This is a genomic window from Chimaeribacter californicus (assembly GCF_002858675.1).
Lineage (GTDB): Bacteria > Pseudomonadota > Gammaproteobacteria > Enterobacterales > Enterobacteriaceae > Chimaeribacter > Chimaeribacter californicus.
Genome location: NZ_PJZF01000004.1, coordinates 36,778 through 52,163, shown reverse-complemented (window position 1 = coordinate 52,163; position 15,386 = coordinate 36,778). Strand labels below are relative to the sequence as shown.

Annotated in this window: 15 protein-coding genes and 1 pseudogene; 7 read left to right on the top strand and 9 right to left on the bottom strand. The window is 56.1% G+C overall.

Features of this window, described 5'->3' with window-relative positions; genetic code table 11:
* Positions 1–85: 85 nt before the first annotated feature.
* Together CYR55_RS06555 and CYR55_RS06550 are read right to left on the bottom strand one after the other, a co-directional pair.
* The gene (locus tag CYR55_RS06555; protein WP_101815353.1) at positions 86–1,216 is read right to left on the bottom strand and encodes an amidohydrolase; all 1,131 of its coding nucleotides are present in this window, start codon (positions 1,214–1,216) and stop codon (positions 86–88) included.
* Positions 1,217–1,259: 43 nt separating this feature from the next.
* A complete protein-coding gene (locus CYR55_RS06550) occupies positions 1,260–2,258 on the bottom strand; it encodes an MsnO8 family LLM class oxidoreductase (RefSeq protein ID WP_101815352.1) in 999 nt (332 codons plus the stop codon).
* A 216-nt stretch (positions 2,259–2,474) separates the two neighbouring features.
* On the opposite strand from CYR55_RS06550, the gene CYR55_RS06545 reads away from it, so the two are divergent.
* The gene (locus CYR55_RS06545) at positions 2,475–3,347 is read left to right on the top strand and encodes a pirin family protein (RefSeq protein ID WP_101815351.1); all 873 of its coding nucleotides are present in this window, start codon (positions 2,475–2,477) and stop codon (positions 3,345–3,347) included.
* A gap of 190 nt (positions 3,348–3,537) precedes the next feature.
* On the opposite strand, the gene CYR55_RS06540 is transcribed toward CYR55_RS06545, so the two are convergent.
* Positions 3,538–4,020, bottom strand: coding sequence for a glutathione peroxidase (locus CYR55_RS06540; RefSeq protein ID WP_101815350.1), 483 nt, complete (start codon positions 4,018–4,020; stop codon positions 3,538–3,540).
* A gap of 158 nt (positions 4,021–4,178) precedes the next feature.
* Positions 4,179–4,514, bottom strand: coding sequence for an EthD domain-containing protein (locus tag CYR55_RS06535; RefSeq protein ID WP_101815349.1), 336 nt, complete (start codon positions 4,512–4,514; stop codon positions 4,179–4,181).
* A 111-nt stretch (positions 4,515–4,625) separates the two neighbouring features.
* On the opposite strand from CYR55_RS06535, the gene CYR55_RS06530 reads away from it, so the two are divergent.
* Positions 4,626–5,597, top strand: coding sequence for an AraC family transcriptional regulator (locus tag CYR55_RS06530; RefSeq protein WP_101815564.1), 972 nt, complete (start codon positions 4,626–4,628; stop codon positions 5,595–5,597).
* Positions 5,598–5,741: 144 nt separating this feature from the next.
* Here CYR55_RS06530 and CYR55_RS06525 read toward each other — a convergent pair whose 3' ends face one another.
* From CYR55_RS06525 to CYR55_RS06505, 5 genes are all read right to left on the bottom strand, one after another.
* Positions 5,742–6,995 (bottom strand): MFS transporter, encoded by a 1,254-nt coding sequence (locus CYR55_RS06525; protein ID WP_101815348.1) that lies wholly within the window; start codon positions 6,993–6,995, stop codon positions 5,742–5,744.
* A 426-nt stretch (positions 6,996–7,421) separates the two neighbouring features.
* Positions 7,422–7,907: an Hcp family type VI secretion system effector gene (locus tag CYR55_RS06520; protein WP_101815347.1), complete on the bottom strand. Its 486-nt coding sequence runs from the start codon at positions 7,905–7,907 to the stop codon at positions 7,422–7,424.
* 21 nt (positions 7,908–7,928) lie between these two features.
* On the bottom strand, positions 7,929–8,261 hold the full coding sequence (locus CYR55_RS06515; RefSeq protein WP_101815346.1) for a DUF1493 family protein: 333 nt from the start codon (positions 8,259–8,261) through the stop codon (positions 7,929–7,931).
* A complete protein-coding gene (locus CYR55_RS23515; protein WP_101815345.1) occupies positions 8,255–8,713 on the bottom strand; it encodes an STM2901 family protein in 459 nt (152 codons plus the stop codon). Before CYR55_RS23515 ends, CYR55_RS06515 begins: the two co-directional genes overlap by 7 nt.
* A gap of 196 nt (positions 8,714–8,909) precedes the next feature.
* The gene (locus CYR55_RS06505; protein ID WP_101815344.1) at positions 8,910–11,345 is read right to left on the bottom strand and encodes a glucose/quinate/shikimate family membrane-bound PQQ-dependent dehydrogenase; all 2,436 of its coding nucleotides are present in this window, start codon (positions 11,343–11,345) and stop codon (positions 8,910–8,912) included.
* Positions 11,346–12,066: 721 nt separating this feature from the next.
* Here CYR55_RS06505 and CYR55_RS06500 point away from each other — a divergent pair.
* The 5 genes and pseudogenes from CYR55_RS06500 to CYR55_RS06480 form a co-directional block, all read left to right on the top strand.
* Positions 12,067–12,269 (top strand): annotated as a pseudogene (locus CYR55_RS06500) (hypothetical protein); the annotation flags it as partial.
* 14 nt (positions 12,270–12,283) lie between these two features.
* A complete protein-coding gene (locus CYR55_RS24155) occupies positions 12,284–12,463 on the top strand; it encodes a hypothetical protein (RefSeq protein WP_146000823.1) in 180 nt (59 codons plus the stop codon).
* Complete coding sequence (locus tag CYR55_RS06490) at positions 12,456–13,715, top strand: phospholipase D-like domain-containing protein (RefSeq protein WP_101815342.1); 1,260 nt, start codon at positions 12,456–12,458, stop codon at positions 13,713–13,715. The genes CYR55_RS24155 and CYR55_RS06490 overlap by 8 nt, the downstream gene beginning before the upstream one ends.
* Positions 13,716–13,927: 212 nt before the next feature.
* Positions 13,928–14,470: a cysteine hydrolase family protein gene (locus CYR55_RS06485; RefSeq protein ID WP_101815341.1), complete on the top strand. Its 543-nt coding sequence runs from the start codon at positions 13,928–13,930 to the stop codon at positions 14,468–14,470.
* A 508-nt stretch (positions 14,471–14,978) separates the two neighbouring features.
* Positions 14,979–15,383: a hypothetical protein gene (locus CYR55_RS06480; protein ID WP_101815340.1), complete on the top strand. Its 405-nt coding sequence runs from the start codon at positions 14,979–14,981 to the stop codon at positions 15,381–15,383.
* Positions 15,384–15,386: the final 3 nt, after the last annotated feature.

Here is a 15,386-nt window from a genome sequence, read left to right as displayed (position 1 = left end):
TTCATTGACTATTCCCGAGGCGGGAGGTGAAGTAAAATAACAATCCCTGCAATTCAAATTTGAAATTGGGCATAGCGCGGCGTAATTACGCCAGATGCGTCAACGCCTGTTCTGCCAGCCGGGCAAAATAGCAGGCAGCCGGGTAGATCAGCCGTTCATCAGGGTTAAAACCGGGATGGTGCAACCCCTCGGCGCTGCCGCTGCCGATGCTGACAAAGGTGCCGGGCACATGGTGGAGGTAGAGGGCAAAATCCTCGCCGCCCATCTGCGGCTCTGACGTCAGCACCTGATAGCCATTCTCTGCGGCGACCCGGGTAGCGAACTCAGCCCAGTGCGGCGTATTGACCAGCGCAGGCGGGCCGGGCTGCCACACCAGCTCAGCCGTGGCCCCGGAGGCGGCGGCGATGCCGTGGATAAGCTGGCGGATATTGTCCGGCAGCGTCTCACGAATGGCGTTGTCATGGGTGCGCACCGTGCCTTCCAGCTCCACCTGCTGCGGCAGCACATTCCAGGTATTGCCCCCGGCGATGCGCGTCACGCTCACCACCACGGAAGCCAGCGGGCTGTAGCGGCGGCTCGGCAGGGTTTGCAGCGCACCGATCACCTGCCCGGCCACCACAATCGCATCAATGCCCTCCTGTGGGCGGGCGGCGTGCGCCCCTTTGCCGGTAAGGCGGATAACGAAGCGGTCAACATTTGCGTAGAATGCGCCGCCCCGTGTGGCAAAAGTGCCGACCGGCAATTCCGGTGCGTTATGCATGCCGAAAATCGCCTGCACGCCTTCCAGCACCCCGGCGTCAATCAGCGTTTTCGCCCCGACAAAGGTCTCTTCAGCGGGCTGGAACAGGATGCGTACCCGGCCGGGCAGATCCGCTTCCCGCGCTTTCAGCAGGCGTGCGGCCCCCAGCATCACACTGGTATGAACATCATGGCCGCAGGCGTGCATCACGCCCGGCTGCCGGGAGGAGAACGGCACCGGGGCAATTTCCTCAATCGGCAGGGCATCAATATCCGCCCGCAAGGCGATTAACGGGCCGCCATGGCCTATTTCCACCACCACGCCGGTTTTTAATGGGTAAGGCAGGGGGGTGAGGCCGTGATTATTCAGCCAGTCGGTAATTCTCGCTGTGGTGGCTATTTCCTTGCCCGAGAGTTCCGGGTTTTGGTGTAATTCTCGTCGCCAGGAAATAAGCTGTTCTTCTAAAGGGAGTGTCATGGTGAGCCTTTTATTAGCAGAAGATAACGGGGCATGAAATAAATCAGGCTGCCACCGTCTGGTGGGCCGCCAGTAATTCCAGCGATGTTAACCGGGCAGCGGCATCACTGATCGGGGTATCAATAATGAACTCTTCGATGCCGTAGCGTTTTTGTAGGCTGCTGAGCTGGGCGTGCACCTGCGCAGCAGTGCCTTTCAGCGTGGCGCTGTGGCGCGGTTCGATCTGGTAGTCAGAGATGCCTGCCTGCCGGACATAAGCTTCGGCCTGTTCCACACTGCCGACGGTAACGCTTTGCCCCTGCGGGCTGCTGACCCGGTAATGCTGCAAATCGGCGGCCAGCAACGCGGCCTCTGCCGGGGAGGCTGCGGCGATCGCCTGCACTGCCACCAGCGCCCGTTGGCCGCCGCTGTTTACGCGGTAGGCCTCCAGCGCCTGTGCCAGATCGGTTTCACTGCCGTTCAGGTGGGCGGCAAACACAAAGTGCCAGCCAAGCCGGGCGGCCAGCAGTGCGCTGCCTTCGCTGGCCCCGAGCAGGAAACGCTGGGCGGGGCGCGTGGGCAGCGGCGTGGCGAGTAACTCGTCCCGCCCATCCCCGTTGGGGGTGGCCTCCAGCCAGTGGGTCAGCTGCGCAAGTTGTTGGCCAAACTCGCCTTTTTCCGCCGCATTGATCCCCTGTTGCAGGGCGCGGGTGGAGAGCGGCAACCCGCCGGGCGCTTTGCCGACGCCCAAATCCACGCGGCCGGGAGCCAGCGACGCCAGCAGGTTAAAATTTTCTGCCACTTTATACGGGCTGTAGTGCTGCAGCATCACGCCGCCTGCACCCACGCGCAGCGTGCGCGTCTGTGCCAGAATCCAGGCGATCAGCACCTCCGGCGAGGGGCCGGCCAGCGCCGCGCTGTTGTGGTGTTCCGCCACCCAAAAACGGTGGAACCCCCACGCTTCTGCCCGCGTGGCCAGCGCCACGGTGCGTGCCAGCGCCTGCGTCGCCGTTTCACCCTCGGCTATCGGGCTTTTATCCAGCAAGCTGAGTCGGTATGCCATTATCGTGTCTTCCTTTTCGCTTGGTCGTGGCGGCAATTATTGAAAGGCACCAGCGCGGAAGTAAAAGAAGAAATATCGCTTAAGGCAGATGGTAAATGGGATTGTCGCACCGGCAGTTCGCATTGCGCCGCAATCACAGCTATTCGTTAAGGAAGCAGATAAGGTATGCTCACCCCCTTTCCGTGACAGCGTCACGTTACGCACAGGCAGATCATTATGACCTCCAGAACATGTAAACAGCAGCACCCGGCCACCCGTGATGACATCGGCGATCTGGTGACCCGCCGGCCGCTGCCCGGTGCCGGGCTGCCGCAGCTTGACCCGTTTTTATTCCTCAACCACCACGGGCCGCAGACCTACCCGGCCAACAACCACGGCCTGCCGTTTGGCCCGCACCCGCACCGCGGTTTTGAGACCGTGACCTTTATCCTGGAAGGGGAGCTGGCGCACCTCGACAGCGGCGGCCATGAGAGCATCATTACCCAGGGCGGCATCCAGTGGATGACCGCCGGATCGGGGCTGGTGCACGCCGAGATTTCGCCCGCCGGCTTTAAACGGAGCGGCGGCCCGCTGGAGATCCTGCAATTGTGGGTGAACCTGCCGTCACGCCTGAAAATGAGCCACCCGGCCTATACCGGCCTCCAGCAGGATCAGATCCCGGCGATTGAGGCCGCAGACGGCAAGGCCACGGTGAACCTGATCTCCGGCGAGTTCGGGCCTCAGCACGGGCCGTTTATCTCGCTGACCGGCGTCACCCTGATGACGGTGCAGTGCCGCTCCGGGGCGGAGATCGCGTTGCCGGCCCCGGCCGGGCGAACGGTGTTCTGCTATGTGGTCAATGGCTCGCTGACATTGGGTGACGAGGCGCTGAAAACCCATCACCTGATTGAGATGAACGAGGATGGCGAATCCGTGGCGCTCACCGCCCACAGCGACGCGGTGATCCTCTACGGCCATGCTGACCCGATTGGCGAACCGGTAGTCTCTTACGGCCCGTTTGTGATGAACAGCCGTGACGAAATCAATCAGGCGATTGCCGATTATCAGTCCGGCAAATTCGGCAACGTGGAACTGGACAGCCACCCGTGACGGGTGGCGAGAACCTGCTGAGGGCGTTATTTCTGCTGTAGTATCCGTGTAAACGCCCCCGTTGGGGGCTTTTTACGAAATAGGTTGTCTGCCAGGCCGTAAGGGGTAGCAGGGAGGAAGGGTGGTAGCGATTAGTTTTGTACCGGCTTCGACTGCTCTGCAATAAACTTGGTTCAAATTACAGAGACACTTAGATTTTAAGTGCAGCAAGCACTACAGCTTCCATTTTCTCTGGCGTGGTGAACGGTGCAAAACGCTTGAGCGGTTTGCCGTCGCGCCCGATCAGGAACTTAGTGAAGTTCCACTTAATCCGCCCGCCCAACACACCAGGCAATTCCTCTTTAAGGTAACGAAACACCGGGTGCGCTAAGGCACCGTTGACCTCTACTTTCTCGAACATCGGGAAGCTCACACCATAGTTGATATGGCAGGTCTGCGCGATGTCGTCAGCGCCGCCGGGTTCCTGTTTACCGAATTGGTTGCAGGGAAAACCAAGCACCACCAGACCCTGAGCGGCGTACTTCTTGTAAAGCCCTTCAAGGCCTGCGTATTGCGGCGTGAATCCACAATGGCTGGCGGTATTCACCACAAGAACCAGCTTGCCGGCGTAGTCGGCCATGGGGATGAGCTGTCCACTCAGACTGGTGGCCATAAGTTGATGAAAAGCGGTCATGTCGACATCCTCGGAATTACTCACATTGCCGGTGCGTTGTGTAAGACAGGATAACTGCCTGTCGATCAGAATGGCACATTTTCCACGTCCTTCCGAAGAAGGCCGGGGTGATCGCGGTTCCAGGCAATGCGTTTTGTCCTGCGCCCCCGGCGGGATCGTTATTCAACGACAATGACTTCTTCGGTCACGAGCCGGACCACGGAAGCCAAGTCGATGAAGTTCACGTGGTCCGGATCCACCTTGGTTGCAAAGTTGTCCGACAGGAAGAGTTTATGCATGTCGTCACTGTTGTCGAACCACGCCTCCACCATGGCATCGAACCGTGGTTCCTCTGAGGTCGCATAATCCGCAGGGTATGAAACCACAAAGCGGCGGATCTTTTTCGCTTCGGGAATGGCAAAAAGTATTGGGGCATGAACGTCCCGACGATAGTCCCTGAATTCCTGAATGCTCATACCTTGCTGGCGCTTGAAACCGATAACGACTTTGATCATGAAAATATCCTTTGACGGTGAGTAATCGGTGCCTCTGCTTCGACAAAGAATAGCCATGAATATCGAAACAAACTATGTTTGAATATCCCTATTACTTTCGAGATTGTCCCCATGGTTACTGATCCTCTATCCGATATTCTCTCGTTATTGACGCCGAAAACCTACATTGCGGGTGGATTTGACTTCGGGGGGAAATGGGCGCTTCAGTTCGAGAAGCATTCTGGCCTCAAATATTTTGCGCTCGTATCCGGCAGCGCCTGGCTCGCCGTCGATAGCGGGCAAGATCCGATAAAGCTTGAGGCGGGTGATTGCGTCCTGCTACCGAACGGACGTCGGTTCCTGATTGCTCAAGACCTCGCCTTCGAGCCAGTCGGCATTGCCACCCTACCCGAAGAAGACTGGAACGGGGGTATCGCGACAGTGAACGGCGGCGGAGAAACAACAATGCTCGGCGGCCATTTCGGATTCGCCGGTGAACATATCGACCTCCTGCTCGGGTCAATGCCTGCCATCCTTCGGCTCCGCGACGAGGATGATAAGGCAGGGCTGCGATGGGCCCTCGATCGTATGCGACAAGAGCTGTTCGGAGCGCAGCCGGGTGGCAAGCTCGTGGTGCAGCATCTCGCTCATTTAATGCTGGTCCAGGCGCTACGACTTTATCTCGCTCACGGCGTGGGAAACGGGGTTGGCTGGCTGTTTGCACTTAGTGATAAAAGGATCGCGGCTGCCGTTGGCGCAATTCATGCGAACCCAGGCAACAGATGGACCTTGCCGGAACTTGCCCAAAAGGCCGGGATGTCTCGATCCAAGTTCGCAGTCAGGTTCAAAAGCATATCCGGAGCGTCGCCAATTGAATATCTAACACGATGGAGGATGATGATTGCATGTCATCGACTCACCAGCGGCACTGAATCTGTCTCCAGAATCGCGCTGTCATTAGGCTATGAATCAGACGCTGCATTCAGTACAGCGTTTCGACGAGTCATCGGATGTTCGCCACGACGGTATTCTTCGAAAAATAAGTCGCTGAACGAAGCCGCTAATGAGTATTTTCCCCCTGATGAAGTGCTCTGCCTACCGTGATTGGCATACACCAATGTCAACAACGTCCGCTTCCGGCACAAAGCAGACAAAAGGTGTCGTTCTCTTTCTGCTTTGAGCAAAAAGCGGACGTTAAAGCAGGCATTCAGCGGTTCAGCGCACTGACGCCCGCAGACGCTTTTGCGGTTATGACTCCCTGAGGCGTGCCAGCATGCTGATCCTGCAGGCGTAAATAATCACGCATAGCAGGAGACTGAGCAATGCGGTGCAGATAAATACCCCCGCACCGGTCATCGCCAGCATCACACCACCGATTAACGGCCCGGCAGCGATCCCCAGCGTCGACAGCGTTGAGGCACCCAGGTAGGCACCGCGATGCTCTGCCGGGGCCAACTGATCGAGCAAAATGTTCAGGTTCGGCATCAGAATCGCTTCACCCAGGCTGAACACAACGGTAGCCGTCAGCCATAGCCAGATTTCCGTCGAACGTATAGAAAAAAAGCAGAGCTGCGAGAAGGCGAAAATCACGCCCCCCAGAAGAATGCGTGTCGGCATGTTGATCTGTGCCAGAAACCGCACAATAAAGGTCTGAACCACCAGCACGGTACAGGCATTAGTGACCAGTATCAGGGTAATCAACTTAACCGCTGCGTTGCCGTCAAGTAAGAGCAGGTACTGGGGCAGTACGGCTTCGTAATGGATAAAAACAACACTGCACAAAAAGCTGCACAGCAGTGCCGCAATGTAGATTTTATCCCTGGCGATAATACCCATCACCTGGTGCAGCTTAACCGCCGGCCCGCTGTTGGCTGGCTGCTCGCCCAGCAGTTTACCCTTGGGGATAAACAGCATCACGTAGACGAAAAAAGGCAGATAGGTCAGCCCGGTTATCAGGAATGTCCCTTTCTGGGATGTCAGGCCAAAGACTATTCCCACCAGCGGGCCAAATACCGCCGCGACGTTGATCAGGTAGTAGCGCATTTGAAGGGCAAGCGCGCGGCGACGGCGGTCACCAAGCAAATCACTCATCAGTGCACGCACCGGGGGATCGACCCATGCAAAGCAAACGCCAATGATCATCAGGCCGGTGATAAACAGCCCCATCCCGGTGGCCTGCGCCAGGGTGATATATCCCACGGCGGAAAACCCACAGCCCAACAGAAGAATAACCCGTCGTCCCAGCCTGTCCGAAATCTGCCCGCCATACATACCGAGCACCACCGAGATCAGCGCGCTGCTGGTCATAGCCATGCCAATGACGATCGGCGACATGTGGTAATTCTGCGTCATGATCACCGCGATAAACGGCCATGCCATAAAATAGCTAAAACGTATGATGAGCGTAAAAAAAAGCAGCGCATGGACAGTCGCCGGGAAGGATTTCAGCGTCTGGAATAGACCCGGTGCCGCACAGACTTCAGCGGTGGGTTTCGTTATCATAAATGATCCTTTTTATTGAATTTATTAACAGGCCGGGTCGCTAAGAAATATAACTTTCTAAATAGTAATAAGATTTTTATTCGATGGTCGCAACAGCAATGTTAAAGGAATGTTTAATTCGCCAGCTTGTGGTGTGAGTGGGCTGTGTTGCAGGCAAATATAAGGAGATGAGTGAAACGGGCAATAAAATGCGGTAGTTAATACTGATGTTAACGGCAACCCGTTGCGGCCCATCGCCTGAAAAGCGTTAAACCCTGTCGGTATTCTGTTCGTGAAAGGCCGTGCTGAGATTACCAAGCCCAACGCGAGGCTGCTGTCGTTGCAGTAACGTAAGAAACGAAAAAGCGCTGGTGGCCGCTGCCGGGCAAACCACCCTGATGCGGATTATACTTCCCCGGCAGCCTAAAAGCCCGGTAGGGCTTCTGGTTATGCAGCAGGACGCTCATTCCAGGCGTCATGCGCTAACAGATTGCCGTCTTTATACAGGTGGGTGATCTTCTCGTAGTTCAGTGCGACCTCTTCCATGTGGCCTGTACCCGGACAGCTCCGCGTATCGTACATAACCGGACTGACCAAAATGACTTTTACGTTTTCCAGGGTGATCCGGTAATACTCCACTTCCTGCCCGGCATCGTTGATGTGGTAGAACCTGAACTCAGCAGATTTTAGCGTCTGCCCGGTTGCCGCCGCTTTGAAGAGATACGGCGATGCGCTATCAAGCTCTTTGGTAAACTGGAACGGAGAGTGCTGACGAGTGCTGGTCACCTTTCCTGTCATGGGATCGGTAGGGAGGCTTAAGCTGTGGTGATATGCGCGAATTTCCATGCTTCCTTCACGACCTTGCACATCGGAAGAACCACGGATCACTGCGCCGCCATCGTCGGTCAAAAATAAGTGAATAGGTATAGCCATTTAAACGCTCCTTGCTTGTATTTAGTCGTATAACCAGCGCCCAGCTTTTGCTGATTCGATCAACATACCAATAGTGAAATCAGGTACAGGTATGGGTGGTAATTTTTTGAAGGGATTCCATGAGAAAGGTTCGTCAGGATAGTAGGTTTCAATTTTGAAGTTTCCCTTATCAACCTGGAAAGTTGTAAAAAACTCTTCCATAAGTTCTTCTGCTTCACCTACATCTAACTGCATATCTGTATCCAGATCAGTATCAGGATTTAACTGCCTTTGCTTTTTCTCATTTTGGAACAAATAAACGCCATTGTAGCGTCTGACCAGTGCGTAAATACGGCGGTCAATATTATCTACCATAATTTATCACCATCCCTTGCTATACGGTTGTAATCACGTATAGAGCAGTAGGTGATCTGTGATACATCAGCAAGTAAAATCACTTCACCTACAAGAGGGAACGTTCGCCCGACAAAAGTACTTATTTTGGCAACCATCCTGCGTTCTGCTGTCCATGGAGTGTAACCTCCAACCCATGTTGGTAGCTTTATTCCTAGCGGGAATTTTGCAGTTTTAAAAAGTCTCCTCATGGATTTGGATACACGTGAAGTCCCCTCTTTGGCCCCTTTGGGTTTTGTCCTTGTTTTTTGGTTGTTAACACCACTATAGAGAGCAGCTACTGCTGCAATGTCTTTTATCCCAAAATGATCCGCTGTGTTCATCACAAATACCATGAAGAATAATTCACTGGCAGTAAGATTCGAGTGTCCCGCATAGAAGTATGTTCCGTTAAGCTCTTCAACCGTATCCATCGGTTACCTACTCCTTTATAGGTATATAATTCCCGTATAGTAACTGTGTGTATTGGATTCGGTCAATAAAATCATCACGTGCGTTATTGTAGGCAAGGCCGGCGCCAGACCCCTTGTTTAGCAGCGGTAACCATAAAAAAACGGCTCCCACAGGGGAGCCGTTTTCATTAGCGGTACAACAGTTTAAGCGTAACGCTTACTTGTCCAGCGCGTAGGCAATCACGTAGTCACCGCGATCCGGGGACTGGCGTGCGCCGCCGGCGGAGATCAGGATGTACTGTTTGCCGGTGGTCGGTGAGACATAGCTCATCGGGCCACCCTGGCTGCCCACCGGCAGGCGTGCTTTCCACACTTCTTTACCGGTAGAGGAGTCAAACGCACGCAGGTAGTAATCCTGGGTACCGGCGATGAACACCAGGCCGCCTTGTGTGGCCAGCGTACCGCCCAGCGTCGGCATACCGACCGGCATCTGCACACGCATTTTCACGCCGAACGGGCCGGTATCCTGCACGGTGCCGACCGGCACCTGCCAGACGATTTTCTGGGTTTTCAGGTCAATCGCGGACAGGGTACCGAATGGCGGTTTCTGGCACGGAATACCCAGCGGGGACATAAAGCGGTTTTTGTTAACCGCATACGGCGTGCCTTTCAGCGGCACCGCGCCCATACCGGTGTTGATTGCTTCACCGCCGTTGCTGCCGCGGGCGATCTTACTGGTGTCGGCCGGAATCATCTGCACCCACAGGCCAAGACGCATGTCGTTGACGAAGATGTAGTGATTGTTCGGGTCAGTCGACAGGCTGCCCCAGTTCATGCCGCCCAGGGAACCCGGGAAGCTGAGCGCCTTGTCGGTGCCCGGCACGGTGAACAGGCCGTCGTAACGCATGGATTTGAAGCCAATGCGGCAGGCCAGCTGGTCAAACGGCGTCGCGCCCCACATGTCGGACTCTTTCAGGGTTTCCGCGCCAATCTGCGGCATCCCGGTGGAGAACGGCTGGGTATCGGAATACTGCTCGTCTTTGATGTCGCTTTTCTTAACCGGCTTCTCTTCTACTTTGGTCAGCGGCTGGCCGGTCATACGGTCCAGCACAAAGATCTGGCCCGCTTTGGTGCCGAATACCACGGCCGGCTTGCTGCTGCCGTCTTTCTGCGGGAAGTCGATCAGGCTCGGCTGCATCGGTACGTCAAAGTCCCACAGATCGTTGTGCACGGTCTGGTAAACCCACTTCTCTTTACCGGTGGTGGCATCCAGCGCCAGGATCGAGGTCGCGTATTTGTGGTCCAGCGGGGTACGGTTGCCGCCCCACAGGTCAACCGAGGAGCTGCCCATCGGCATGAACACGGTGTTCATCGCCGGATCGTAGGACATCGGCGCCCAGGAGTTCGGGGTGCTGCGGGCATAGGTCTGGCCCGGTTGCAGCTTCATGTTCGGGTCCTGGTTGCCCGGGTCGAACGCCCAGCGCATTTCACCGGTGATCACGTCGAAGCCACGCAACACGCCGCCCGGCATGTCAGTCTGCACGTTATCCGCGATACGGCCGCCGACGACTACCGTCGTCCCGGCGAGGGTCGGGGCGGAGGTCAGCTGGTATTTCGGATCCTGTGCGTCGCCGAGGCCCGCTTTCAGGTCAACCACACCGTTGGTGCCGAAGTTCTGGCAGATCTGGCCGTTGTCGGCGTTGACCTCAATCAGACGGGCATCGATGGTGTTCATGATCAGGCGACGCTGACAGGTATCACCGGCAGCCAGCGCCGGGGCCGGTACCGGGGTCGAGCCCGGCGCGGTCGGCTGGGTCAGCGGTTTGGTGGCGTCAAAGTAGGCCAGGCCGCGGCAGCGGTTCCAGACTTCCGCCTGCGCGTTCACTTCGTGACGCCAGATCTCTTTGCCGTTGTCGGCATTGACGGCGATCACGTTGTTATGCGGCGTACACAGGAAGATGCGGTCACCCACCTGCAGCGGGGTTTGTTGGTCTTCCGCGCCGTTGCCGGTCGGGCTGTCAGGAATGTCGCCGGTGTGGAACGTCCAGGCGACTTTCAGATCTTTCACGTTGTCGCGGGTGATCTGGTCCAGTGCCACAAAGCGGCTGCCTTCCGGCGTGTTGCCGTAGTTATCCCAGTCTTTCTGCGCATGCGCTTTATCAACCGGCACCAGGGGAAGCGGTTTACCTTCAAACGCAACGGTCGGGTGCGGCTGGAACATCTGCACCAGCGTTGCCACCATGCCCACGGCCAACACCACGGCCAGGCCATAAGAGACCCCGGTCAGCGGCGCTTTGCCTTCGCGCTTGCGCAGCGCAGGCCAGGTAGCGAAGGCCACCAGCATTACGCCGGCCGGCACCATCAGGCGGGAGACCAGCGGCCAGAAGTCGAACCCGACTTCGCTCAATGCCCAGATCACGGTGCCGATGAAGAACAGCAGCAACAGCGCAACTGCCGATGACTTACGGCGGAAGAACTGAATGGCTGACAGCACCACCACGATACCCGCAATCAGGAAGTACCAGCTCCCGCCGAGTGAGACCAGCTGGCCTCCCCCGATGGCAAAGAACAGGCCGATGGCGAGTAACACCAGCCCAAAAAGTACAGACCATATGCCCAGCGCGCGGGAGGCGCGGGCTCTTGTTTCAGCCATAACACAAACTCCTGGAGAAATAGTGCACCAGTGAAAAGAGGGATGCGCAGTAAACCCGTAACAGAACCGGGCCGCCGGGCAGAAGCACTCTTTATCCATCAGGCTATTTCTGGATAGAAAATACGGAATGGATTCCGTGACAGACCATTACAGTTCGCAACGTGCGTAATAAATCACCGGCGATCTATAAAGCGCGCGTAGTGTACCATCTGGTACATAGGGAGTGAATAACCCATAACAATGAGACTACTAGCTAATAGCATTTTTGCTACAAAAATGAGGCGTTGTGATAAGCCGGAACCATCTATAAAGGGCTATTTATCATTGCTGCGTACAGCGTCGCAGGCAGGAGAACCCCTATAAAACGGGATGCATAGCGAGGTCAGGTAAATTTAATGGCGAAAAATCAATCGTTTATCCGTCATTATTTTTTACTCATGATTTTTATTTGATTTAACAATTAATTAATAATTGTGCTGGTTATTTTATATACAAAACAAAAGGATAATGTTCCAGATGATACGCAATCCGGAAGCGGCGACATTATTTCAGTGTGTCAGCGTGCAAGGTTTCAAAATGTGATACAGCATTAGTTTCAGTGTGTAACTAGTGTCGGATAAATAATAAAAGTGTGAGTAAATCATCCTCAAAACGTAACGAAAATTAAACATTACCCCTCTAAATTGGCTGTGTCCTCAACGAGGGAGGGCTACGCAGGGTAGTTGACCTGCCGGTGGATAACGTGATGGTGAAAAGCGCCGTGCTGCGCTCCGGCATCAACAACCTGTTTGACAAAGAGTACCTGACCTCGGCGCGGATCACGGTGTTTAACGCCGCTGCCTATAATGGTGTGATGCCGCTACGCCGTATTACCACGTTGGCGAGGAGCGCACCTTCAGTGTCTTGCTGGAAGCCACCTGCTGATGAAGAGCCAAGCGATGAATGCCACCCTGTTACACGACATTATTTTTTACGTGAGGTACGCCGCCCCAGCGGTCTCGCTGATGAGTGTTATTGAGCGCGCAATCCGTTTCGCCTGGACGCAGAAACAGGCCGCGCGGCTATCGACACACAAGGAAACGCCCTGGGCAGAGAGCGGGGCGCAACGTTATGCCTGACGGCCGTTTCATCAGGTGGCTGCGACGCCACCTGCAGCGGGTGATCTGCGGCAGCTGGCTATTGACGCTGGCACACCCGGCTGCGGCCCGGTTTGACATCCCCGGTTATGAGCTGGTCTACAATGCCCCGGCGGAGACGCCGCTTCAGGCGGATGACCTGCGCACCGGCGAAGCGGTCTGGCGCGAGATGTTTGCCGGCGCGCAAGAGCGCATCGACATCGCCCAGTTTTATGTGGCGGGCCAGCCCGGCTCCCGGCTGGAGACGGTGCTGGCGGCGCTGCGTGAGGCGGCCGGGCGCGGGGTAAAAATCCGCCTTCTGCTGGAGGACAAGGGGCTGCGCATCAGCACGCCGGAGACGCTGGCGCAACTTCAGGCGATCCCCGGCCTGGCGCTGCGTATAATTCCCTTCGGCAAACTGGCGGGCGGCATTATCCACGCCAAATACCTGGTGGTGGACGGCTGCACGGCGTTTGTCGGCAGCCAGAATTTTGACTGGCGTGCGCTGGAGCATATTCAGGAGACCGGGCTGCGCATCACGGATGCGCCGGTGGTGGCGCAGATTGCGGCGGTGTTTGAGCAGGACTGGCAGGCACAGCCGCGGCTGGTAACCGGCCAGCCGGTGCCGGGGGTGGCGCAGCAGGCTCCGGTGGAGGATCTGTTCCACGGCAACTATCTGGTGGCCAGCCCGCGTGACTGGAACCCGCCCGGCGTGCGCGATGCACAGGCAGTGCTGCCGCGCCTGCTCGATTCCGCCACGCAACGCATCCGCGTGCAGGTGATGGAGTACGCGCCGCTCTCCTACGGGCCGGGCAAAAGCCGCCCCTTTTACCCGTTGATCGACAACGCCCTGCGCCGTGCCGCCGCGCGCGGCGTAAAGGTGGAGCTGATGGTAGCGGACTGGAACACCGGCATGCCCGCCATCGCCTGGCTGAAAAGCCTGGCGCTGGTGCCGAATGTGCAGATTAAAGTCGTCACCATTCCCCCGGCGTCGGGCGGCTTTATCCCGTATGCGCGGGTGGTACACAGTAAAATCATGACCATTGACGGGCGGCTCGGCTGGGTCGGTACCAGTAACTGGAGCGGCGGCTATTTTGATAACTCCCGCAACCTGGAGCTGGTGATGAACAGCGATGTCATGGCCGCGCGGCTGGATGGGCTTTACCAGCAACTCTGGGAGAGTGCATTCGCCGCGCCGCTGCGCATTGAGTATGACTACCCGACGCCAAAGCCGGGCGGGGAGAAGGCACCGTGACGCATTTCAGGGCGCAGTTGACGAACGCGGGGTTATCCTCAATAGTAAAGTTATGATTAAACGTCGTTTTACCCTGACTACCCGAACCACCATGACCGCTGCGGCGGACGTGGGGACGGCATGCTGAGGTAAAACGGCATTTCCCACGCCCCGCCGGTTTCGGACGGGGCAGGCATAATCTCCCCGCCGCCCGGTCTGAAAGGAGTCATGCCATGTCCGAATCTTCTGTTCGTCAGGCCCTGCTGGTGATTGATATGCAGAACGGCCTGTTTTTCGCTGATCCCCCGCCTTTTGGCCGCGATGCGCTGCTGGAGAACATCAATACGCTGATCGATCACTTTCACCAGACCGGGCAACCGGTGGTGTTTATCCGCCACACCGGCCCGGCCGGCTCACCGATTGCCGAGGGAACGGCATTATGGTCGCTGGTGGCCGATCTGCATATTGATGAACAACAGGACAAAATGATCAATAAGCACCGGACGGGCTGTTTCGAGGAGACGCCGCTGGCCGCGTGGCTCCAGGCGCAGGACGTGGGGGAAGTGGTCATTACCGGCCTGAAAACCCAATACTGCATTGACACCGCCTGCCGCACCGCAGCCGGGCAGGGGTTTCGCGTGGTTCTGGCCGCCGATGCCCATAGCTGCATGGATACCGCCGACCTGACCGCCAGCCAGATTATCCGGCACCACAACACCACGCTGCACGGTGCCTTTGCGCGGGTAATGGATCATCAGACGGTATGTAACGTATAACATGATGGCTGGCGCGGGGCCTCACCGCGCCGGCTTATTCAGAAAGCAGGTGGGCCTTTATCAATAAAATAATTATATGGAAATAAATCTGTCATAAGGGAAATGTATAAAAATAGGGATAAATGTCGCCCGGTCTGGATCGGTTATTCTTTTTTATAAATCGGTATACCCTTTTCTGATGCGGCGTAATTCCTTATGTGTCTCACCCCGTCTATATCAATGTATAGCCTGTAAGATAATGAATTTAAATAATTTCATCGTGGAAAAGATGTATAAATACTTTATCTGTCGGGCGTCATGTGCTTTAAGCCGTTGACAAATGAAGCAGCGGATTTTAGCTTTTATAGGTATTTTAAAATCAGTCCTGCCTTTTATTATGGTTGTCCTTAACGTCCTATTACCGGCTGCGGTTATCAACGGAATGTTATTAGCCTGAGTATTCACCCGGTGCTTATCGGCATGACGCCGGTTTTCAGCGGGTGCGCTATTCATGATTTAAGGAGAGATAATGCTAAAAGAACGTGCCCGCCTTGCTGAGCGCAGTGTGATAGATATTTACGACACTATTCAGCATATATACACCCTGCCCACTGATGATGCCCAACACAGGGTGGTGGAGTTGATGTCTCAATTCCGGCCCGATTTCCGGATGCTGACGCCTGAGGGAACCTGGCTGAGTTATGGGCAGGTTAAGCGCTTTTTTAAAAGTAACGCAGGGGTACAACCGGGGCTGCGTATTGAGGTCAGCCAATGCGAAACGCTGGCCATTGAAGGATCGCTGGTGGCCGTCCGTTACCGGGAAACCTACCATGCGAAAGGGAAAACGACCCATCGTGTGTCGGTGGCAATGATTGATGTCTCCACCCAACCGGCCCGCTGGCGTTATCTGCAAGAGCGTAGTCTCAGCACCTGACAC